The sequence below is a fragment of the Salinifilum aidingensis genome, from assembly GCF_054782015.1.
This window is the reverse complement of record NZ_BAAGTH010000003.1, coordinates 25429-47634: the sequence shown is the minus strand read 5'-3', so window position 1 is coordinate 47634 and position 22206 is coordinate 25429. Positions and strand designations below refer to the sequence as shown.

General features: G+C 73.4%; 17 protein-coding genes. 9 read left to right on the top strand and 8 right to left on the bottom strand.

The genetic code is table 11. From position 1 onward, the window contains the following. Nucleotides 1-57: 57 nt before the first annotated feature. From ACYVJE_RS05345 to ACYVJE_RS05335, 3 genes are all read right to left on the bottom strand, one after another. Complete coding sequence (locus ACYVJE_RS05345; protein ID WP_461143569.1) at nt 58-450, bottom strand: hypothetical protein; 393 nt, start codon at nt 448-450, stop codon at nt 58-60. Nucleotides 451-839: 389 nt separating this feature from the next. Next, nucleotides 840-2048: an acyl-CoA dehydrogenase family protein gene (locus ACYVJE_RS05340; RefSeq protein WP_461143568.1), complete on the bottom strand. Its 1209-nt coding sequence runs from the start codon at nt 2046-2048 to the stop codon at nt 840-842. Nucleotides 2049-2050: 2 nt separating this feature from the next. Beyond that, nucleotides 2051-2608 carry an SCP2 sterol-binding domain-containing protein gene (locus ACYVJE_RS05335; protein WP_461143567.1) on the bottom strand — a complete coding sequence of 186 codons (558 nt, stop codon included), beginning with the start codon at nt 2606-2608 and terminating at the stop codon, nt 2051-2053. Nucleotides 2609-2785: 177 nt separating this feature from the next. Here ACYVJE_RS05335 and ACYVJE_RS05330 point away from each other — a divergent pair, with 177 nt between their 5' ends. Next, a complete protein-coding gene (locus tag ACYVJE_RS05330; RefSeq protein ID WP_461143566.1) occupies nt 2786-3445 on the top strand; it encodes a TetR/AcrR family transcriptional regulator in 660 nt (219 codons plus the stop codon). Between the two features lie 586 nt (nt 3446-4031). Here ACYVJE_RS05330 and ACYVJE_RS05325 read toward each other — a convergent pair. Continuing rightward, nucleotides 4032-4862 carry a MaoC family dehydratase gene (locus ACYVJE_RS05325; RefSeq protein WP_461143565.1) on the bottom strand — a complete coding sequence of 277 codons (831 nt, stop codon included), beginning with the start codon at nt 4860-4862 and terminating at the stop codon, nt 4032-4034. A 1-nt stretch (nt 4863) separates the two neighbouring features. Continuing rightward, on the bottom strand, nt 4864-6210 hold the full coding sequence (locus ACYVJE_RS05320; protein ID WP_461143564.1) for a 3-oxoacyl-ACP reductase: 1347 nt from the start codon (nt 6208-6210) through the stop codon (nt 4864-4866). A gap of 236 nt (nt 6211-6446) precedes the next feature. Here ACYVJE_RS05320 and ACYVJE_RS05315 point away from each other — a divergent pair, with 236 nt between their 5' ends. Together ACYVJE_RS05315 and ACYVJE_RS05310 are read left to right on the top strand one after the other, a co-directional pair. Continuing rightward, nucleotides 6447-7739, top strand: a complete 1293-nt coding sequence (locus tag ACYVJE_RS05315; protein WP_461143563.1) for an acetyl-CoA C-acetyltransferase — start codon at nt 6447-6449, stop codon at nt 7737-7739. A 298-nt stretch (nt 7740-8037) separates the two neighbouring features. Next, entirely contained in the window at nt 8038-9045 is a 1008-nt protein-coding gene (locus ACYVJE_RS05310) for a pentapeptide repeat-containing protein (RefSeq protein WP_461143562.1), read from the top strand. A 760-nt stretch (nt 9046-9805) separates the two neighbouring features. Here the strand turns inward: ACYVJE_RS05310 and ACYVJE_RS05305 are convergent. Continuing rightward, complete coding sequence (locus tag ACYVJE_RS05305; RefSeq protein ID WP_461143561.1) at nt 9806-10795, bottom strand: pirin family protein; 990 nt, start codon at nt 10793-10795, stop codon at nt 9806-9808. Then, nucleotides 10792-11205 (bottom strand): MarR family winged helix-turn-helix transcriptional regulator, encoded by a 414-nt coding sequence (locus tag ACYVJE_RS05300; protein WP_461143781.1) that lies wholly within the window; start codon nt 11203-11205, stop codon nt 10792-10794. Before ACYVJE_RS05300 ends, ACYVJE_RS05305 begins: the two co-directional genes overlap by 4 nt. A 257-nt stretch (nt 11206-11462) precedes the next feature. Here ACYVJE_RS05300 and ACYVJE_RS05295 point away from each other — a divergent pair, with 257 nt between their 5' ends. Together ACYVJE_RS05295 and ACYVJE_RS05290 are read left to right on the top strand one after the other, a co-directional pair. Next, entirely contained in the window at nt 11463-12440 is a 978-nt protein-coding gene (locus ACYVJE_RS05295) for a ring-cleaving dioxygenase (protein ID WP_461143560.1), read from the top strand. Then, the gene (locus ACYVJE_RS05290; protein ID WP_461143559.1) at nt 12437-13063 is read left to right on the top strand and encodes an alpha/beta hydrolase; all 627 of its coding nucleotides are present in this window, start codon (nt 12437-12439) and stop codon (nt 13061-13063) included. The genes ACYVJE_RS05295 and ACYVJE_RS05290 overlap by 4 nt, the downstream gene beginning before the upstream one ends. Nucleotides 13064-13275: 212 nt before the next feature. Here ACYVJE_RS05290 and ACYVJE_RS05285 read toward each other — a convergent pair whose 3' ends face one another. Next, on the bottom strand, nt 13276-14223 hold the full coding sequence (locus ACYVJE_RS05285; RefSeq protein ID WP_461143558.1) for a phosphotransferase: 948 nt from the start codon (nt 14221-14223) through the stop codon (nt 13276-13278). Between the two features lie 442 nt (nt 14224-14665). Here ACYVJE_RS05285 and ACYVJE_RS05280 point away from each other — a divergent pair, with 442 nt between their 5' ends. From ACYVJE_RS05280 to ACYVJE_RS05265, 4 genes are all read left to right on the top strand, one after another. Next, a complete protein-coding gene (locus tag ACYVJE_RS05280; protein WP_461143557.1) occupies nt 14666-16531 on the top strand; it encodes an NHL domain-containing thioredoxin family protein in 1866 nt (621 codons plus the stop codon). Between the two features lie 123 nt (nt 16532-16654). Further along, complete coding sequence (locus ACYVJE_RS05275) at nt 16655-16975, top strand: GroES family chaperonin (RefSeq protein WP_459157710.1); 321 nt, start codon at nt 16655-16657, stop codon at nt 16973-16975. Nucleotides 16976-17271: 296 nt separating this feature from the next. After that, nucleotides 17272-19581, top strand: a complete 2310-nt coding sequence (locus ACYVJE_RS05270; RefSeq protein WP_461143556.1) for a VanW family protein — start codon at nt 17272-17274, stop codon at nt 19579-19581. A 187-nt stretch (nt 19582-19768) separates the two neighbouring features. Further along, on the top strand, nt 19769-22051 hold the full coding sequence (locus tag ACYVJE_RS05265) for an AsmA family protein (RefSeq protein ID WP_461143555.1): 2283 nt from the start codon (nt 19769-19771) through the stop codon (nt 22049-22051). Nucleotides 22052-22206: the final 155 nt, after the last annotated feature.

Genomic DNA, 22206 nt, shown 5'->3' with positions numbered 1-22206 from the left:
GCCCTCCCCGCTCCGGGGTGCCCGCCCGGCGGGATCAGTTGCGAGCTCGGGGGCCGGTCACCGCCCCTCCTTGCGGCGGCGGCCGCCCTTGCGCGGCGCGGAGTCGTCCTGCTGCTCCCCCCGGGCCTGCTCGCCCGGCGTCTGCTCGTCCTGGGCCTGGTCCCCCGGGGCCTGCTCCAGCGGTTCCGCCACCTCCGGGGTCCGCTCGGCCGGCTCCGCGACGACGCCGAGCTCCGGTCCGGCGGACGGTTCCGCCCGCTCTTCGCCGTCCGCGGTGGTGGGGCCGTCCGCGGTGGTGGGCTCGGGCTGCGCCGCCGCGGGCTCCGCGCCGTCGTTCAGGAACCCGAAGGCGTGCTCCGTGAAGTCGTGGACGTCGATCTCCGGGAGCTCGCCGAGTTCGGCGTTGATCTCCTGGAAGATCGGGGTTTCCGAGTCGGGGATGGTCTGCACGCTTCGCCCTCCCGTGTTGCTTCGCACGCTGCACCGGGCCCGTGAACGCTTCGCGGGTCCGGCCGCCGAACCGCGGGCCACGCCGCCCGGGCTCGGATGACGCGGTGGCCCCCGGGGGCCGCTGGTGGGAACCGCGGGGGTCGCATCACATCATGGGTCACCCCGTGGGGACGCGCACGGATGTTCGGCGTGACGCGACACCACGAGGTTAACTCGTCCGTGTAAACACTCCTGTGCGTACGAGGCCGCACAGGCCCAGGGCATGATGCATTCCCGCGGCGCCGTCCGCTGGGCGGTTGTGCGATTCGGCACCGTGTCAATCGACACGTAACGCGCCGTTCATCTGCCGGTTGCCCCGGGAGGGCGCACCGGCAGTTCCGCGCGGCCGCTCAGTCGATGTGCCGGCCGGAGAGGGCGCGGGCGATGACCAGCTGCTGGATCTGCTCGGTGCCCTCGAAGATGTCGTAGACCTTCGCGTCCCGGTGCATCCGCTCCACCGGGTACTCGCGGGTGTAGCCGTTGCCGCCGAGGATCTGGATCGCCCGCTCGGTCGCCCACGTCGCCACGCGCCCGGCCTTGAGCTTGGACATCGAGCCCTCGCCGTGCTGGAAGCCCTCGTTGCGGCCCTGCCAGGCCGCCCGCCACACGAGCAGGCGCGCCGCGTCGATCTCCGTGCGCATGTCGGCGAGGGTGAACGCGATCGACTGGTTGTCGATGATCGGGCGGCCGAAGGTCTCGCGCTGGCAGGCGTAGCCGAGCGCGTGCTCGTAGGCGGCGCGGGCGATGCCCAGGGCCTGGGCGCCGACCGCGGGCCGGGAGAGCTCGAAGGTCTTCATCGCCGCCTGCTGGGAGGCGCGGGTGCCCTCGCGGGCCCGGGCGAGCCGCTCGTCGAGCTTCTCCTTCTCCCCGAGCAGGCACCGGCCCGGCAGGCGCACGTCGTCGAGGAAGACCTCCGCGGTGTGCGAGGCGCGCAGCCCGTGCTTGCGCAGCTTGCCGGGGGAGCTCAGCCCCTTCGCGCCCGGTGGGACGACGAACGCCGCCTGCCCGCGCGAGCCGAGCTCGGGGTCGACCGCGGCCTGCACGACGTGCACGTTGGCGATGCCGCCGTTGGTCGCCCAGGCCTTCTGGCCGTTGAGCACCCACTCGTCGGTGGCCTCGTCGTAGGTGGCGCGGGTGCGCATCGCGGAGACGTCCGAGCCCGCGCCCGGTTCGGACGAGCAGAACGCGGCGACCTGCGGTTCGTCCTCGTCGCCGTAGCACTGCGGCACCCACTCGGCGAGCTGGTCGGGCGTGCCGGCGGCGAAGATGCCGGCCACGGCCAGCGTGGTGCCGAAGATGGCCATGCCGACGCCGGCGTCGCCCCAGAACAGCTCCTCGTTCGCGAGCGGCAGCGACAATCCGGTGTCGTCGGCCCAGAACGTGGCCAGGGACTCGAAGCCGTAGAGGCCGATCTTGGCCGCCTCCTGGATGACCGGCCAGGGCGTTTCCTCGCGCTCGTCCCACTCCGCGGCGGCGGGGCGGATCGTCTGCTCGGCGAACCCGCGCACCCACTCGCGCAGGTCGCGCTGCTCTTCGCTGAGTTCGAGGGAGAAGGTCATCGCTACGCCTTCGGGATCTGGAACAGTTTGGTCAGGCCGGCGGCGAACCCGAGGTCGCCGGCGACCTTGAGCTTGCCCTTCATGAACAGGGCCGGCGGGGAGGCGTTGCCGGAGGCCAGTTTCAGGAAGTCGGTGCCGCCGAGGGTGATCGTCGCGCGCGGGTCGTGCTGCGGCTCGCGGTTGACCGTGCACTGCCCGCCGCTGAGCACGCACTCGTAGCGGCGGTGCTCCGCGGCCGAGGGCGGGCCGATGCGCCAGCGGATGACCGCTTCGGTGCCGGCTCCCGCCTTGTCGGCGCGGTAGTGCTCGCTCATGCGCCGGAAGACCTCGTCGAGGATCCGGTCGGCGAGGTCGGGGCGCGCCATGACCGCGTCGATCTGCTCGGTCGAGGCGCGGGAGATGAGGCGGGCGAACTGCTCCGGGGGGAGCGTGCTGAGGTCGACGCCGGCGTCGTCGCGGGCGGCCTCGGAGGCGGCTTGCAGCAGGGCGACGAACCGTTCCTGGTCGACCTGTCGGGGGTCGAGGTCGCCGAGAGCGGTGATCGGACCGGGTTCGGGCATGCCCACCTCCATTACCTACTCGCGAGTAAGACTACGTTCGAGTAAGTTGACGTGCAAGCGGGGATCGAGATCCGGTGATCGGCGCCCCGCGCAGCACGCTGCGCTGCTGCGAGCGCGCGTCACCGCGGTGGCGCCCCCGCTGGGCCGAGGATCCGCGCGCCGAACGAATGGGATGGGATGTCCGAACCCGTCGAACGGGCCAAGCCCCGCACCCGCCGCCTGCCGCGCGCCGTGCGCGAACGCCAGATCCTGGACGCGGCGGTGCACGTGTTCGCGGTGCACGGCTTCCACCCGGCCTCGATGGACGAGATCTCGGAGAGGGCCGGCGTGTCCAAACCGATGCTCTACTCCTACCTCGGGGCCAAGGACGAGCTGTTCCTCGCGTGCCTGCGCCGCGAGGGCGCCCGCCTCACCGAGGAGATCAACGCCGCGGTCGACACCGAGCTGGGGGTGGCCGAGCAGCTCTGGCGCGGTCTGCGGACCCTGTTCGAGCACGTGCGGGACAACCCCGACGGCTGGACCCTGCTGCGGCGGCAGACCAACGCCCAGGGCGACCCGTTCCTCGCCGAGCTCGCCCAGTGGCGGCAGAGCATCGTCCGGCTCATCGCCGAGATGCTCGCCCGCGCCACCGAGGGCGGCACCACCCCGCGCAGCCCCGAGCAGCTCGAGCCGTTCTCGGCCGCCCTGGTCGGGGCCAGCGAGTCGCTGGCGAACTGGTGGTTCGAGCACCCCGACCACACCGCCGACGGCATGGCGCGCCGGTTGATGAACATGGTGTGGATGGGGTTCGGCGACCTCGTCGAGGGCAACTACTGGGAGCCGCCGCAGGAGCGGTGAACCGCCCGGCTCCCGCGCCGCGAGGTGCGCTGCGCACGGGAGCGGGCGGGTGGCCGAACACCGCCGGGCCGTGCCGCTCGCGGGGCCGTTCCGGGGAGCGCGGGTGGCTCAGCCGTGCGCCGCTCGCCAGCGGGTGATGCGCCAGGCGGCGAGGAGCAGCAGCAGCGCGAGGGCGGCGCAGCGGCCGAACTCGACGAGCTGGAACGTCTCCAGGCGCGCGGCGGGCTGGTAGTCCTGGTAGTGGGCGGCGACCCCGTGCTGCCGCAGGCACGCGTCGGAGCCACCACCACCGCGATCGAGGCCAGCACCGGGGTTTTGCCGAGGAGCCAGCGAGTGGGCGAGACGTCCTGGATGAAGGTCAGCAGGCGGGTGCGCTGCTCGTGCTCGCGCGCCAGCAGCGGCCCGGCCCAGAACATGGCGATCACCGCGGAGCAGCAGGACGGGGCCGAAGGTCAGCAGGGCGGCCGGCGTCCCCGCACCGGAGCGCAGCGCTCCGCGGCGGCGAGCCGGCAGTGCCCGGGTGCCGACCCGGCGAGCGGGCGTCGCGCCAGCGCTGCACCGGGGTCGGCACCCGCCGCGGGGAGGATCAGTTCCGCAGCGTTCCCACCAGGTGCGGTTTCCCGGAGCGGGAATACACGCCGAAGTCGAAACCGCCGTCCTGCTCGCGCGCAGCGAAGTCCACCGTGGACGGGATCAGGAGCGGTTTGCCGAACTCCACCGAGATCGCGCCGGTCGCGGGCGCGCGCCCCTGCAGGGCGCCCAGGCACCGCGCCAGCGTCCACATGCCGTGCGCGATCGCCCGGTTGAAACCGAAGACCTTGGCGCTGAGCGGGTGCAGGTGGATCGGGTTGCGGTCGCCGGACACCGCCGCGTAGCGGCGTCCGATGTCACCGGGCACGCGCCACTGCGCCGTCGGTTCGCCCGGGTCGACCTCCGCCCGCTCGCCGCGCTGCCCGGAACCGCCGCCGCGGCGCAGGTACGTGCTGCGCTCGCGCCACACGAGTTCGCCGTCCACAGTGGTCTCGGTGCGCACGTCGAACTGCGTGCCCTTCGGGTGCGGGCGCTCGTTGTCCACCCGCACCCGCTGCGTGGGCAGTTCGGTGACCCTCAGCGGGCGGAACTGCTCGATGGTGTTGGCCACGTGCACCAGCCCGACCAGCGGGTGCGGGAACCCGCGGTCGGTCATCAGCTGCACCGACAGCGGGAACGACAGGACGTGCGGGTAGGTCGCGGGGACCTCGTCGCGCACGCCGAAACCGCAGACCCGGTTGTACGCGGCCAGGTGCTCGAGGTCGATCGGCACGTCGCGGCGCACGTACTCCGCGTCCGGCAGGCCGCCCCCGCGGCGGAGCGGCGTGGTGACCGCGGCCTTCGCGTACAGCGCGGCCAGGTTCGGGGCTTTCGTCAGCTCGGTCATGTCAGGCTCCCAGCAGGCTCTGTCCGCACACGCGCACGAGGTTGCCGTTGACCCCGGCCGAGGCCGGGTGGGCGTACCAGGCCACCGTCTCGGCCACGTCCACCGGCAGCCCGCCCTGCGACATGCTGTTCATCCGGCGGCCGGCTTCGCGCACCACCAGCGGGACCGCCGCGGTCATCTTCGTCTCGATGAAGCCGGGGGCGACGGCGTTGATCGTGGCGCTGCGCCGAGCGGCGCGCTCCCCGTGGGCGCGGACGTAGCCGATCACGCCGGCCTTCGAGGTCGCGTAGTTCGCCTGGCCCACGTTGCCGGCGATGCCGGCGATCGAGGAGACGCCGATGATGCGGCCGTCGGCGCGCAGCGGCGAGTCCTCGGCGGTGAGCAGCTGCTCGTTGATGCGCTCCGGGGCGGTGAGGTTGACCCGCAGCACGGCGTCCCACTGCTCGCGGGTCATGCGCTTGAGCGTCTTGTCCCGCGTGATGCCCGCGTTGTGCACCACGACGTCCAGCCCGCCGTGCCGCTCGGCGAAGTGCTCGGAGATGCGCTGCGGCGCGTCCTCGGCGGTGATGTCCAGCTGCAGCGCGGAACCGCCGACCCGGTTGGCCACGGTGGCCAGCTCGCCGCCCTGGGCGGGCACGTCCAGGCACACCACGTGCGCGCCGTCGCGGGACAGCGTCTCGGCGATGGACGCCCCGATGCCGCGGGAGGCGCCGGTGACCAGGGCGGTCTTGCCGCGCAGCGGGGTCTCGTCGGCGAGGTCGCCGGCCACCTCGCCGCGGGCGCCGACGCGCACCACCTGGCCGGAGACGTAGGCCGAGCGCGCCGACAGCAGGAACCGCGCGGTCGAACCGATCGCGCCCTCCCCGCCCTCGGAGACGAGCACCAGCTGGGCCGTGGCGCCGCCGCCGATCTCCTTGCCGACGGTGCGCACGAAGCCCTCCAGGGCGCGCTGGGCGGTGGCCGCGCGGGCGTCGTCGAGCTCCTCGGGCGGCGTGCCGAACACGACGACGCGGCCGCAGCGCCGCACCTGGCGGATCGCGCCGTGCACGAACTCGTACAGCTGCCACAGGTCCTCGCTGGACGTGATGCCCGTGGCGTCGAAGAGGAGGCCGGCGTAGGAGTGCTCGTCCTCGCGGGTCTCGGCGGTCTCCGCGGAGAGCGCGCGCAGCACGCCGCGCAGGCTGTCGCCGAGGCGGCCGTTCGCGGCGCTGCCGAGCAGCACCGGGCCCTGCACCGCGGGCGCGCCGGGCCGGTGCCGCTGCAGCGGGGCGGGTGTCGGCAGGCCCAGCCGCTTGGCGAGCGGACGTCCCAGGGAGGAGGAGGTGAACTGCTGGTACCGGTCGGTCATGCGTTTCTCCTGCGAACGGTTCACGGCGCGGTGCTCGCCGGTGTGGTGGGGTGCTCCGGTGCGCGGGTTCCCTCCGCGGATGCCGCTGCGCGGAACTGGCGCACCATAAGCTACCCATCAGTAGGTTAGTCTGTCGTCGCGGGTCGCACCAGACCGACCGGCGGCTGCCGGCGGCACCGCCCGGCATCCGGTCAGGTGCGCGCGCCACATCGTTCGGCACGCACAAGGAGCCAGGGATGTCCCCACAGCGAGTCGCCATCGTCGGCGGCAACCGGATCCCCTTCGCCCGATCCGGTGGGCCGTACGCGCACGCGTCCAACCAGGACATGCTCACCGTCGCCCTGGACGGACTGATCGCCCGCTACGGGCTGGCCGGGCAGCGGCTCGGCGAGTTCGCCGCCGGGGCGGTGCTCAAGCACAGCCGCGACTTCAACCTCGCGCGCGAGACCGTGCTGGGCTCGCAGCTCGATCCGCGCACCCCGGCGCACGACGTGCAGATGGCCTGCGCGACCGGCCTCGAATCGGTGATCTCGGTGGCGAGCAAGATCGCGCTGGGCAAGATCGACGTCGGCGTGGCCGGCGGCGTCGACTCCGCCAGCGACGCCCCGATCCAGGTCAACGAGGACCTGCGCCGAGTGCTGCTGGACGTCAACCACGCGCGCGGCCTCGGCGGCCGGCTCAAGGCGCTGACCGGCCTGCGGCCCGGGCAGGTCGTGCCGGAGATCCCGCGCAACGCCGAACCGCGCACCGGGCTGTCCATGGGCGAGCACGCCGCGCGCACCGCGCTGGCCTGGGGCGTCTCGCGCGAGGCGCAGGACGAGCTGGCCGCGCGCAGCCACCAGCGCCTCGCCGCCGCCTACGACCGCGGGTTCTTCGACGACCTGGTCACGCCCTTCCACGGGCTCGTCCGCGATCAGAACCTGCGCCCGGACTCCACCGCGGAGAAGCTCGCCGGGCTCAAGCCCGTCTTCGGCGCGGGATCCGGGTCCGGCGAGGGCGCGGGGGCCACGATGACGGCGGGCAACTCCACCCCGCTGTCCGACGGGGCCGCCACGGTGCTGCTGACCAGCGAGGACTGGGCGCGCGAGCACCGGCTGCCCGTGCTGGCCTACCTCAGCGACTTCGAATCGGCGGCCGTGGACTACGTCGACGGCACCGACGGGCTGCTCATGGCCCCGGTGTACGCGGTGCCGCGGATGCTGGAGCGCGCCGGCCTCGGCCTCGGCGACTTCGACTTCTGCGAGATGCACGAGGCCTTCGCCTCGCAGGTGCTGTCCACGCTGCAGGCCTGGCAGGACCCCGAGTTCTGCCGCGAGCGGCTCGAGCGGGGCGCGCCGCTGGGCGAGGTCGACCCGGACCGGCTCAACGTCAACGGCTCGTCGCTGGCGGCCGGGCACCCGTTCGCCGCCACCGGCGGGCGCATCGTCGCCACCCTCGGCAAGCTGCTCTCCGAGAAGGGTTCCGGCCGCGGGTTGATCTCGGTGTGCGCAGCGGGCGGCCAGGGAACCGCGGCCGTGCTCGAGCGGTGAGCGGCGGAGCTCCGCCCCCGGGCGTTCCCCGGTGCGCGCACCACCAATGATGGTGACTCGTGTCACACTCCGGTGAGTGTGTAACGCCCGCCGCGGGGCTGGCGATACACAGGATGACCCCGCGGTGCTGTCGGACCCCCGACCTGGCAGCGCCGCGGGGTTCTCCACGTCCGAGTCCCGTTGCGAGCGGTCTCCGGACTCGTGCGGCCTGGTCCCGGGCGCCCGGCGCGGAGCCCGCCGCGGCTCCGCGGAGCGGAACGCTCCCCGGCTGCGCCGCGCGGCTGCCAAGATCGACCCCATGGAACGATCCGGGCAGTCGAAGGTGAACCCGCCGGTGCTGAGCACGCGGACGATCGCGATCAGCGCCGCCGTCGTCGCGCTCGGCACGCTCGCCGCCGCCACCGCCCTGTTCCTCGTCTACCCGCCGGCGAAGAGCTCGGAGGCCCTCGACATCATCCGCACCGCGGCGGGGCTGGGCGCGGGCACGGGCGGCATCGCCGGGTTGGTCCTGACCGCCCGGCGGCAGCAGTCCACCGAGATCGCCAACCAGGACTCCCGGCACGACGCGCGGGAAACGCGCGTCACGGACCTGTACTTCCGGGCAGCGGAGCAGCTCGACAGCGACCGGGCGCTGGTGCGCTCGGCGGGCATCTTCGCGCTGGAGCGGCTCGCGCAGGAACACCCCTCGCACCGGCAGACCGTGGTGGACCTGCTGTGCCTGTACCTGCGCACCCCGCCCGAGCGGGCCGCGGACGCGGCAGCGGAGACGCCGGTTCGCGCGCAGGAGTGGGAAGTCAGGCAAACGGTGCAGGAAGTGCTCATCGCGCACCTGAGCGATCCGGGCGGCGAGTCGGGCGGCAACTCGCCCGGTGAGCCGGACCGGTTCTGGCCGGACATCCGCGTGGACCTCAACGGGGCGCAGCTGCACCGGTTCCTGTTCACCCACTGCCGCGTGCGTTCGGCGGTGTTCACCGGTGCCCGGTTCACCGGCCCCGCGGTGTTCCGCGGCAGCGTCTTCGACGGCCAGGCGGACTTCCGGGAAGCCGCTTTCGACGGGCTCGCCGACTTCCGCCGCGTCCGGTTCACCGGGCAGGACGAGACGTTCCGCGGCGCGCGGTTCGCCGGTGAAGTGGATTTCGGTACGCACACCGCGGCGAACCTGACCGGTGCGGCCACGTCGACCGGTCAGGAGACGCGGCGGAAGTGGCCGGTCGGCTGGCTGGAGGGATCGCCGGACGTGGCGGGGTGGAGCGTGCTCACGCGCGCCGCCGCGTCGGAGGCGACCGTTCCTGGCGCGGTCGGGTAGCGGTGAATCCTTCCGGCGCGCGGTGGAACCGGAACCGGGATGCGTGCGTCCCAGGGGAGTGCGGTCGATCGCCAGACCGCACCGATCGGAAGGAGAGTTCGCATGCGATGCGGGGTAGCAGCGCCGATCCGATCGGCGTGCTCGCTCGATCGCGCGCTATCGCTCGAGAGTCGGGTGATCTCGCGCAGGGCGGCGAGGGATGTCCCGAAGACGTCGCAGATCGCGAACCCGTTCCGGTGATGCCGCTGCGCGGCTTGGTGGTTGCGTGAAGGCTCGCCGGGCGGTTCGGGGACCTGTCCGGCGTTCGAGTGGACATCCGCGCGGTGTCGTCCGTCGCGGCAGCGCGGCCGACGGGTGGTCGGAGGCGGGTGTCCGCGCGGCTTGGGGGTCGTAGCGCATTCGTCATCCGACTGCACGCGGTGGCGCCCGCGGCGGGCGTGCCGCCGGCACGCGCCCAGATCCAGCCTCCTCCCAGGGCCCCTTCCACCCGGGCCCGGCGCAGGATCTCGCGGGTGGCCGGGGTGTCCCGCGGTGCGCGGGGGCGGTGCGTGTTCCCCCACTCTGGACTCATTCCAGAGAGCGCAATTTTCATGAAAATTGGAAGCCGTCCCCACACGGGTGGAGCACATGTTGTCCACAGGGGTGCGGGTTGTCCCCAGGGTTCCGGCGTGTCGGCGGGGGCACGATCGGGTGTTGTGCTGGGCGCCGTGCCGGCGGCGGAGCTGCCGGGTGCGTCCGCGCTCGGCGGGGCTGACCCGGTTCAGCGCTCCGAACCGCGGGGCTTGAGCCGCGCGGTGGGCAGCTCCGGGGCGGGCAGCGTGCTCTCCCAGGCCGCGGGGAACGCGCCGAAGCGGCCGCCGGCGCTCGGCGCGGCGCGCTCGGTCTGCCACTGCTCGCGGTAGGCGGCGATGTCGTCGTGGCTGCGCCCGACGAAGTTCCACCACATGACGATCCGCTCGTCGAGCGGTGCACCGCCGAGCAGCAGCACCCGCGCTTCGCCCGCGGCCCCCGCGCGCACCGGCAGCACGCGCGCGCCGGCGGACTGGTGGACGAGCTCACCTGCGGTGGCGTCCACGCCGGCTGCGGTGACGTCGCCGGTGTCGACGAGCACGCCGTGCTCGAACCCCGGGTCGACGTCGAGGTCGAGCCGCTGGCCGGGACGCAGGGTGAGCTCCGCGCCGAGCAGCGGGGTCCAGGTGGCCACCGGCGAGGTGTGCCCGAGCAGCGAGCCGAGGAAGACGCGCGCGCGGGCGCCGTCGCGCTCGAGCAGCGGCGGCGCGTGGTGCTCGAAGGCGGGTGCGGTGTGCCGGTGCTGCTCGGGCAGGGCGACCCACAGCTGGACGCCGTGCAGCGTGCTCGTGTCCGCGGTGGAGTGCTCGGAGTGCGCGATGCCCCGGCCCGCGGTCATGAGGTTGAGCTCGCCGGGGAGGACCCGGGCGTGGGCGCCGGTGGTGTCGCGGTGCTCGATGGCGCCGCTGAACAGCCAGGACACGGTCTGCAGTCCCACGTGCGGGTGGCCGGGCACGCGCATGCCGCCGCTGGTGGAGACGTCGTCGGGGCCGTAGTGATCGACGAAGCACCAGGCGCCGGTGAGCGAGCGCGCCCGCTGCGGCAGCGTGCGCCGCACGCGCATGGCGCGGGGGCCGCCGAGGGGGACGTCGCGGGGCTCGATGAGCTGGGCGCGGGGGTGGGTGCCCTCCCGCTCGGTGGTGCAGGTCACCTCGGACGGTGCGGTCTCCAGGTTGCTCAACGGCCCTCCTCCGGGGCGGGGTCCAACCGCTCGAGGACGCGGTCGGCGATGGTTCCGAGGGTATCGACCTCCTCGGCCGTGAGGTGGTCGAACACGAGGCTCCGCACGGTTTCCACGTGGGCCGGGGCGGCCTGCTCGATCGCCGCGCGCCCCGCGTCGGTGAGCGCGATGTAGGCGCCGCGGGCGTCGTCGGCGCACTCCTCGCGGACGACCAGGCCGCGCCGCTGCATGCGGGCCAGGTGGTGCGACAGCCGGCTCTTCTCCCACTGCAGGACTTCGGCGAGTTCGCCGATGCGCATGCGCGGGTCGTTCTGATCGGTGAGCTGGACCAGCACGTCGAAGTCGCTCAGCGAGAGTCCGGCGTCGGCCTGCAGCTGGCGGTGCAGGCGTGCGGTGAGGCGGGCGTTCATGTCGAGGTAGCGGCGCCAGGCGTGTTGCTCGCGCGGGTCGAGCCAGCGGGTCTCCGTCACGCGTCCATCCTATCGAGTTAGTTGACGCATCACCAACTACCGTGCAACATGTATGTGACGCATCAACGAGATGCTCGTGGCGGACCGCGCGCAACGGCCCCGGTCCGCACCGCGACGGGAACGCCGGGAGCTCGCCCACCACGGGGGGCGGTGGGCGCACCCGGCGCACACGTCCCCGGACCCGAAGGAGGCTGGCGATGGCGCTGGCGACCAGCGGACTGCACCACGTGACGGCGATCGCCGGGAATCCGCAGCGCAACGCGGAGTTCTACCTCCGCGCGCTGGGGCTTCGCCTGGTCAAGACCACGGTGAACTTCGACGCCCCGGACACCTACCACCTCTACTACGGCGACGAGGCCGGACGGCCGGGCACGCTGCTGACGTTCTTCCCGTTCGACGGGGCGCCGGCCGGGCGGCGCGGAACCGGGCAGGCCACCACGACGTCCTTCTCCGTGCCCGCCGCCTCGATCGGGTGGTGGCGGCAGCACCTGCAGGGCCTCGGCGTCGAGGTCGGCGAGGTCGCCGAACGCGCCGGCGAAGCCGCGCTGACCTTCCACGACCCGGACGGGCTGGAGATCTCGCTCGTCGCGCACCCGCAACCGGACCCGCGCGCCCCGTGGGACAACGGCGTCATCCCGCCCGAGCACGGCATCCGCGGTCTGCACTCGGTCACCCTGTCCACCGCCGACGAGGACGGCACCGCAGCGATGCTGGAGGAGCTCGGGCTGCGCAGCGCCGGGCGCGAGGGCGACCGCCTGCGCTACGCCGCAGGTGAGGGCGGTCCGGGATCCCTGGTGGACGTGCTGGTCACCCCCGGTGCCGAGCGCGGGCTCGTCGCCGGCGGCACGGTGCACCACGTCGCCTGGCGCGTGCCGGACGAGGCCACCCAGGAGGAGTGGCGCGCCGAGCTCGTCGAGCGCGGGGCCGAGGTGACCGCGATCCTGGACCGGCAGTACTTCCGGTCGATCTACTTCCGCGAACCCGGCGGCACGCTGCTCGAGATCGCCACCGACGAGCCCGGGTTCAACGTGGACGAACCGCTGCTGGAGCTCGGCCGCGCGCTGAAGCTGCCGCCGTGGATGGAGCCCGACCGCGAGCAGATCGCCGCGGCGCTGCCGGCGCTGTCGCTGCCGCAGGAGAACAACCCGGAACTGGCCGGGAGGAGGTCGGCATGACGGCTGCGCTCGACCGCCCGCACGTCTGGCTGCCCGGTGCCGCGGGCACGGCCGAGGCGCCGCTGTTGCTGCTGCACGGCACCGGCGGGGACGAGAACGACCTCCTGCCGCTGCGCGAGCACCTCGCCCCCGCCGCACCGGTGCTGTCCGTGCGCGGCAGCGTGCTGGAGAACGGGATGCCCCGGTTCTTCCGGCGGCTGCGCGAAGGCGTCTTCGACCAGGACGACCTGCGCTCCCGCGTCGACGAGCTCGCCGCGTTCCTCGCGGAGGCCGAGCGCGAGTACGGCGTCGGTCCCGGCACGTGGCGCGCCGTCGGGTTCTCGAACGGCGCGAACATCGCCGCGGCGCTGATGCTGCTGCGGCCCGCCGCGCTGTCCGCGGCGGTGCTGCTGGCCGGCATGGTGCCGTTCTCCGAGCGGCCCGCGGTCGAGCTGGCGGGCAAGCGCGTCGCCGTGGTCAACGGCGCGGCCGACCCGATGGCCACCCCGGAGCACACGGCCGCGCTCACCGCGTGGTTCTCCGAGAGCGGCGCCGAGGTGGCCCGGTTCGACCACGGCGGCGGGCACACCGTCGACCCGGGGCGGCTGCCGGAGGTGGCGGCGTTCCTGGCGCCGCGGGGCTGACGGAGCCGGCGGGACGGACGGTGGTGTCGCTGCGGACTCGTCGGCGGTTCGGCAGCCTTGCGGGAAGCTGCCGGCGAGCGCCGCTCGTGTGAATCGAGGCCGAAAACCTGCAGCGTGCCGGCTCTTTCCGTGCTTCGCGAGCAGCCTCGGCGCTGAGCCCTGCAGAACGCCGGACCCTGCAGGTCGTCGGGCCGATCGAACCACCGGGCCGGTCAGGTCGTCGGGTCGGTCAGACCGCCGGCGAACGGCATCGTGCGCCACTGCTCGATGGCGGGTTTCAGCGCTTCCGCGAGCACGGGCAGCTGTGGCACCAGCGCCAGGCACGCCACTGTCCGGGACATGCCCACGGCGTTGGCAACGCGCAGCGCGCTCTCGTCCAGCTGACGCAGACCCCGGCGCTGTGCGGCGGAGTTGTAGGCGGCCGCGCAATCGGGACCGAGCAACGCCAAGTCCCATTCGACCGGTCCGAGGGTGGCGAGCTCGAAGTCGGAGTACAACGCGCCGCCCGGAGTGGTGACGATGTTGGCCGCAGGGGCGTCGCCGTGGATCGGCTGCAAGTCGATTGCCGGGAACGCCGCCTCGAATTCCGCGCGCGAGCGCACGATCGGTTCCAGGACCTCCCACTCTCGCCGTGCGCGGTCGAGGTCATCCGGGTCGATGAGGCCGGGGAGCTCTTCGAGGGCGGCAAGACCTTCCGAAACCATCCTCGGTTCGGCCGATGACAGGAACGACAGCTCGCCCGGGTAGTCGCGCAGCACGGCGTGCAGATCGGCGGTCAGGCGGGCGTTGCGCACGAGGTCGAGCTCGACGCCGTCGTCCTGTTCGACGAACTGCCAGCACGTCATCGAGAAACCGTTGCGCTGCACGGGTTCCCGCGGCACGAGCGGACTCGGCGGGATCACCGGCTGGCCCCGCTCGGCGAGCCGTGCCACCACGTCGAGCTCCGCCTGCTGCCGCGCCGCCTGGGATTCGAGGTCGGTGTACGAGGGCAGGACGGTGGGCACCCGGACCACCACCGGTGACGGGGCGAGATGCACCACGACGGAAAACATGTCGTGGAGCACTCCCGCGTCGGAGGCCGCGAGGCCGAGATCCCGACCCGCGGCGACGGCCGCGTCGAAAGCGCGTGATGTGCGAGCCGCGAGCTGGTCGGCTGTCATGGCTGCTGGCACTGCGCGATGGTCGCACGCCGCCGCACGGGTTGGCAGCCAGGTTGCAGGTGCGCAGCGAGATCCTCGATGCGGCCCGTGCGGAGCGGGACGAGCAGCCGCACCGCTGGCGCGGCACTCGGCTTTCGGCGCGCGAGCACCCGGCTCTCGAATGCCGGATGCGGCCTCACCCGTCCTGCCCGGGACTCGCAGCGGGAAAACGTTGAGCTGCGGAACCCAGCAATCGGCGGTCGTACGTCACGAACGTGATCTCCTCGTCCGCGCCGTCGAGCAGCTGCGCGGTCGCGAGGTGGATCGCGTCGAGATCACGTCCATGCGACCGCTGCAGAACGAATCGTTCTACATCCCCGTCCCCTCCGCGCGCCGTCCTCTGCTCGCGTGAGCCGGCCCGCCCCGCGGAACACGCGTGCCGCCGGTGTTGTTGACTGCGGACATGAGCACCGCGCAGCAGGAGCAGCAATCCCGGTCCCGCGTCCGAGCCCCCGAGCTCGTCGGCCGACGGTGGTTGAACACCGAGGGCGCGGACTACTCGATCAAGGACTTCCGCGGCAAGGTCGTGCTGCTGGACTTCTGGACGTTCTGCTGCATCAACTGCCTGCACGTCCTCGACGAGCTGCGCCCGCTGGAGGAGGAGTTCGCCGCGGAGCTCGTCACGGTCGGCGTGCACTCGCCCAAGTTCGAGCACGAGCGGCGCGAGCAGGCCGTCGCCGCCGCCACCGAGCGCTACGGCGTGCACCACCCGGTGCTCGACGACCCGAACCTCGAGACCTGGCAGGCCTACGCCGTCAAGGCCTGGCCCACGCTGGTCGTCGTCGACCCGGAGGGCTACGTGGTGCACGTCGCCGCCGGCGAGGGCCACGTGGAGACGTTGCGCAGCGTCATCGCCGATCTCGTCGCCGAGCACGACGCCAAGGGCACGCTGCACCGCGGTGACGGCCCGTACGTGCCGCCGGAGCCGGCCGGGACCGCGCTGCGCTTCCCCAGCGAGGCCATCGCCCTGGACAGCGGGCACCTGCTCGTCGCCGACGCCGCGCACCACTCGCTGGTCGAGTTCGACGCCGACGCGGAGACGCCGCTGCGCCGCATCGGCACCGGTGAGCGCGGCGCGGCGGACGGTGCCGGCGAGGAGGCGAGCTTCTCCGAACCCGCCGGTCTGACCGCGCTGCCCGCGGAGGTCGCCGCGCGCGTCGGCTACGACGTGGTCGTGGCCGACACGGTCAACCACCTGCTGCGCGGCGTGCGCCTGGCGGACGGTCAGGTGACCACCGTGGCCGGCACCGGCCGCCAGTGGCGCGACGAACCCGACGCCGGCGCCGCCACCGAGGTCGCCCTGACCAGTCCGTGGGACGTGGCCTGGTGGGAACCCGCCGGTGGTGTCGCGGTCGCCATGGCGGGCAACCACACGCTGAGCCTGTTCGACCCGCAGCGCGGGACGATCCGCCGGCTCGCCGGCACCACCGTGGAAGGCCTGCGCGACGGTGCTGCGGAGGAGGCGTTCTTCGCGCAGCCGTCCGGTCTCGCCGCGCACGGCGAGCAGCTGTGGCTGGCCGATGCGGAGACCTCGGCGCTGCGGCGGCTCGAGCACGGGGCGGACGGTTGCACCGTGCGCACCGAGATCGGCACGGGCCTGTTCGACTTCGGCCACGCCGACGGACCCGCCGAAACCGCCCTGCTGCAACACCCGCTGGGCGTTGCGGTGCTGCCGGACGGGTCGGTGGCGATCAGCGACACCTACAACGGGGCGGTGCGGCGGTTCGACCCGGCCGCGCGCGAGGTGTCCACGCTGGCCGCGGACCTGGCCGAACCGTCCGGCGGGGCGGTGCTCGACGGGGAGCTCGTCGTGGTCGCCTCCGCCGCGCACCGCCTGGAACGCCCGGTGCCGCCGGGGACGTCGGCCGAGATCGTGCGGGGCGCGAACCAGCAGGTGGCGCGCCCGTCCAGCGACATCGCCCCGGGTGAGGTGGAGCTGGCCGTGGTCTTCACCCCGCCGCCGGGCACGAAGCTGGACGAGCGCTACGGGCCCTCCACCCGCGTCGAGGTCAGCGCGAGTCCGGAGCACCTGCTCGTCGAGGGCGCGGGCGCGGGCACCGAGCTGGCGCGGCGGCTGGTGATCGACGGTGCTGTCGGCGAGGGCGTGCTGCACGTGGTGGCGCAGGCGGCCAGCTGCACCGACGACCCGGAGGTGGAGCACCCCACGTGCCAGCTGAGCAGGCAGGACTGGGGTGTGCCGGTGCGCGTGACCGCTGACGGGCCGCGCCGGTTGCCGCTGGTGATGGGCGGTCTCGACACCGGCCGGTGATCCCGGGCAGCGGCGCCGGTGCCGTGCGGTGCCGGCGCCCGCCCGGGTGCTCGCGCGCCCGGTCCCGGCGCGTCGGGCGGGCCGGGACCGCGCGCCGCTGGCCACGGCGAGTAAACTTTTCGGGTGACCGATGCCAAGCTTGAGATCCAGATGCTGCACGACCGGGTCATGGTGCTCGTGTCGCAGGAATCCGGGGAACGCCGCAGCAGCGGTGGCATCGTGATCCCGGCCACCGCCCAGATGGCCAAGCGGCTCATCTGGGGCGAGGTGTACGGGGTCGGTAGCCACGTGCGCAACGTCCAAGTCGGCGACCAGGTGCTGTTCAACCCCGAGGAGCAGTACGAGGTCGAGGTCCAGGGCCAGGAGTACCTGGTGATGCGGGAGCGGGACCTGCACGCGGTGGCCACCGAGCAGACCGAGCAGGGCACCGGCCTGTACCTCTGATCCCCGGACTAGCCACGAGCGGGTGAACGTGTGCGGCGGCGTGCGGAAACGTGCGCACAGCGCGCGCTTTCGCGGGGCCGCTCGGTCGTTCCCCGGTTTTCGCCGTTTGCGCGGCGGCGCGAACCTTGGTGGAGAACACCGGTGTTGTCCATTTCGGCGCTCGAACGGAGCGCTGTTTATGCAGGTCACGCGGCTTCTTTGGAGTAATGTGCCCCCTGGCCGGGGGAAGTGAGTGCGCACGGCATCCTGGAACGCGGTGCATTCGCACCGCGGGGCCAGCGGATGAAGGGGAAGCGGTGCCGGACAACCACGACGAACGACGCGGTGACGAGCAGTACACCGACCGGGTGTCACCCGAGTCGGGCGAGACCGCGGGTGCTCAGGGCGGTGCGGGCACGCCGGCCTCCGAGACCGCCGCGGAGGCGCCGGCCTCCGAGCACGGCTCGGACACCGTGCGCCTGTCCGGGGCGCTCGACGCCGGGGCGGGCGAGGCCGAGCAGGGTGCCGGCGACAGCACCGCGCGCACGAGCGCGAGCGGCCGCTCCGCCGGTGGCGAGGACGCTTCCGGCCAGGACGCGGCCGGTGGCGACGAGGCCGCGAGCGGTGCGAGCGCTGCCGACGGCACCGCCACGAGCGGCGGGGACGTCGGCGAGGAGAGCACCGAGCGGAACAGCCCGGTGGAGGCGTTCTCCTGGCCCGGTGAGCAGGAGGCCGCGCCGAGCGCGGAACCCGCCGAGTCCGACGCCGAACGGACCGCGCAGATCGCGGCGCTGCCCTCCGACTTCCCCAACCTCTCCGAGACGACGCAGAGCATCCCGGCCGTTCCGGCGGGCACGGCGGTGCACGAACCGCAGCCGGCCGCGGAAACCGGTCCGGCGGGCGGTGCGGACGGCGAGCGCCGCCGCGGCCTCCTGCGCGGCGGGATCATCGCCGGTGCCGTGGTGCTCGTGCTGGGGCTGCTCTACATCGGGGACGTCGTGTTCAGCAGCGGCACCGTGCCGCGCGGCACCGTCGTCGCCGACGTGGACATCGGCGGGATGCAGCCCGCCGCGGCCGAGAAGAAGCTGCGCGAGCAGCTCGGCCCGGAGCTGCACGGGCCGGTCGAGGTCCGCGCGGGCGACAACGTCACCACGCTCGACCCGGACTCCTCGGGGCTGCGGATGGACTGGCAGTCGACCGTGTCCAAGGCCGGTGACCAGCCGCTCAACCCCTTCACCCGGGTGACCTCGTTCTTCAGCGACCGCGAAGTCGCCCCGGTCAGCACCGGCGACCGCCAGCAGGTGGCGGCTGCGCTGCAGCGCATCAAACCGCAGTTGGACCGCGAGGCCCGGGAGGGCACGGTCCGCTTCGAGGGCGCCGAACCGGTGCCCGTGCTGCCGGTGAGCGGGCGCCACGTGGACGTGGAGCAGGCCACCGACGCGGTCATGTCGGACTGGGCGAAGTCCGGGCCGGTGGACGTGCCGTTCGACGAGAACCCGGTGCGCACCACCGCCGAAGGCGTGCAGCGGACGGTCCGGGAGATCAAGCAGGGGCCGCTGGCCGGTCCGGTGCAGGTCACCGGCGAGGGTGCGCAGGCCTCCCTCGACCGGGGGGCGATCGCCGCGGCGCTGCGGTTCGAACCCGGCGCCAACGGCAGCCTCGACTGGCACCTGGACGTCCCCGCCGCGGCGGAGGCGCTCGAACCGCAGCTGGCCGGGACGCTGCGACCGCCGAAGAACGCCGAGGTCGTCCTCGAGGGCGGCAAGCCCACCGTCCGCCCGTCGAAGGCCGGGCGCGGCGTCGACTGGGAGAAGAGCTTCGCGAACATCTCCGAGGTGTTCTCCCGCGACCAGGACCGCTCGGTGCAGGCGGTGTACGAGGAGGTCCCGCCGGAGTTCACCACCAAGCAGGCCCGCGACCTGGGGATCCGCGAAGTGGTCGGGGAGTTCCAGACCGGCGGGTTCGAGAAGGCCTCCGGCGTCAACATCAGGCGCGTGGCCGAGCAGGTCAACGGCGCGATCATCAAACCGGGCGAGACGTTCAGCCTCAACGGCCACACCGGCCGCCGCGGCAAGGCGCAGGGCTACGTCGAGTCCGGCGTGATCGAGGACGGCCGGCCGCAGAAGGCCGTCGGCGGCGGCATCTCCCAGTTCGCCACGACGCTGTTCAACGCCTCGTACTTCGCCGGGATGCAGGACGTCGAGCACAAGGAGCACAGCTACTACATCAGCCGGTACCCGGCCGGGCGGGAAGCCACCGTGTTCCAGGGCGAGGACGGCACGAGCATCATCGACGTCAAGTTCAAGAACGTCTCCGACAGCGGCATCATGATCACCACCGAGTGGACGCCGCAGTCGATCAACGTGAAGCTGTGGGGCACCAAGCAGTTCGAGGTGCAGTCGCAGACCAGCGACAAGCGGAACATCACCCCGCCGCACGAGCAGGTGATCCCGCCCGGCGAGCCGTGCAGCCAGAGCTCCGGCACGCCCGGCTTCACCGTGGTGAACACCCGGACGATCAAGGACCTCAAGGACGGCGGGACCAGCAAGGAGCGGGAGAAGACGGTGTACGAGCCGCAGCCGATCATCCACTGCGGCGCGCCGCCGCCACCCCCGCCGGGCCGCTGAGGCGCCGGCCGGAGCACGGCCGCAGCGGGGCGGGCCGCCAGGCCCGCCCCGCTGCTGTTTTCGGAGGAATTTCCGGCGCGCAAGCGGATCACACCGGTCTCCTGCGCAACCGCAGCCCCGCCGCGGACGTCACCATGAACACGAGTTCGCGGAGGAACTCGCCGGTGCACCTGCGAACGGGGGAGCTGTGCAGGGCAGGAGCAGAGACCACCACGGCGCGCTGACCGAGGCGGAGCGGCGCGTCGACGAGGCGTTGCGCGACCGCAGCGGAGCGGAGTCGCACCACCCCAGGTTGGACGTGCACGCGGCCGAGTTCGACGGCCAGTGCACCGTGCGCGGCGAGTACCTCGCCCGCCGGCTCGTCGAGTCCACCGATGACGGCGGGTGGTGGCCGTTCTCGCGGCGCTCCGGGCGCAGACCGGTGGCCGTGGTGGAGGACGCGGTCATCACCGGCTGCCTCGACCTGCGGGCGATGGAGCTGCCGCACCTGCTGCAGTTCGTCCGCTGCCGCTTCGACAACCCGCCGGACCTGCGGCAGGCCACGCTGCCCGGGGTGATGTTCGGCGAGTGCCGGCTGCCGGGGCTGGAGGCCAGGAACCTGCGCACCGCGCACGACACGGTGCTGCGGAGCTCGCTGTGCGACGGCGTGCTCAACCTCGCCGACGCCGAGTGCGGGGGTTCGCTGCTGCTGGACGACTCGGAACTGCACCGGCCCGGGCGGCGCGCCCTGTACGGCGACCGGCTGTCGGTGGCGGGCGCGCTGCTGGGCCAGCGCCTCAGCGCCACCGGGGAGCTGCGCATGCCCGGCGCGAAGATCGGCGGCAACCTGAACTTCTCGGGCGGTCGCCTGCACCGTCCCGGCGGGCTCGTGCTCAACGCCAACGGTGCGCACATCGGCGGCAGCCTGCGGCTCGACCGGGACCCGCGCAGCGCCGAACCCGCGCGCGCCATCGGGCTGCTGTACCTGCCGAGCGCGCACATCGCCGGCGACATCCGGATGGCCGGGGCGGTGCTCGACCCCGGGGTGCGCCCGTCGTCCCGCGACGAATCGCGCTACGACGACCCGTCGAGCACGCTCGTCGCGGACCGGGCCGACGTCCGGGGCGGCGTGCTGATGCGCGACGGGTTCCGCAGCAAGGGCACGTTGCGCGCCGTCAGCGCCTCCATCGGCGGCGACGTGCGCATGGGCGGTGCCCGGGTGGACCTGACCTGGTCGCGCTCGCCGAGCGAGTTCGCCGTCGACCCGCTGCGCGCGCTGCACTGGGACGGCACGGTCATCCGCGGCAACGTGGAGGCCGAGCGGGCGGAACTGCGCGGCCAGCTCCGGCTCAGCGATCTGCACGTGCACGGGAGCTTCCTGCTCACCGGTGCGCGGGTGCACGCCCCGCGCACGGACGTGATCCGCGCCGGTCGCCTGCAGCTCGGGGGCGATCTCGACGGCCGCTCCGCGGAGGTCACCGGAACCCTGCACCTGCAGGGCGCGCGGATCGGGGCGAGCGTCGACATGCGCGGGGCGCGGCTCGGCAAACCCGCCTGGCATCCGCACCGGTTGAGCTACAAGCCCTCGATCGACCTGCGCACCGCCCGCGTCGAGCGGGACCTCGTCTGCGCCGCGGGCGACCGCCCGTTCAGCGCCGAGGGCGAGGTGCAGCTGCGCCGCGCGGAGATCGGGCGGCAGGCCAATTTCTGGGGGTGCGAGCTGGGCGAGGTCGGCACGGCCACGGCGCTCAACGCGTTCGGCCTGCTGGCCCAGGAGCTGACGCTGCTGCCGGCGGGAGCCCCGGTCGGACGGGTCGTGCTGCGCCAGGCGCAGTGCGAGCTGCTGTCCGACAACGCGGAGCTGTGGTCCGCTTCGGGCGGGGTGCGTGCCGAGGACTTCCGCTTCGACACGTTCAGCACGCCGATCGAGCCCACCGACCGGGCGCGGGTGGTGGAGCGGCTGCGCTGGCTGCGCACCAGCCGCCGCAGGTACGCGCCCGAGCCGTACGACCAGCTCGCCCAGGTGTTCCGGCAGAACGGCACCGAGCAGCACGCCTCGGTGGTGCTCATCGAGAAGCAGCGGCGGCGCTACCAGGCGATCGCGGCCTCCGCGCCGGCACCGCTGCGGTGGACGGTGCGGCTGTGGAGCTTCCTGCAGCGGGCCACCGTCAGCTACGGCTACCGGCCTTCACGCGCGGTGCTGTGGATCCTGGTGCTCGTCGCGCTGGGCACGGCCTGGTTCGCCGAGCACCCGCTGCAGCCGGCCAACCCGCGCGAGCGGCTCGTGTGGAACCCGTTCCTGTACACGCTCGACCACATGATCCCGGTGGTGAACCTGGGGCACGAGACCGTCTGGCGCGCGACCGGGGCCTCGCAGTGGATCACGGTGGCGCTCGTCGCCACCGGCTGGCTGCTGGCCACCACCGCCGCGACCGGCATCACCCGCACCCTCCGGCGCACCGACGGCGGTGACACCCGCTCGCGACCGTAGCGGGACCCGCTCGCGCGGCACCGGACCGCGCCGGCCCCGGAACGGGCCGACCGGTGACCGGGAAACCTCGGCACCGGGACGTACCGGCACCGGGCGGCGCCGGCCAGGCCGAACCCGGGCGCGGCGCGCGGGTCTCGCCTGCCGCGCGGTGCCGC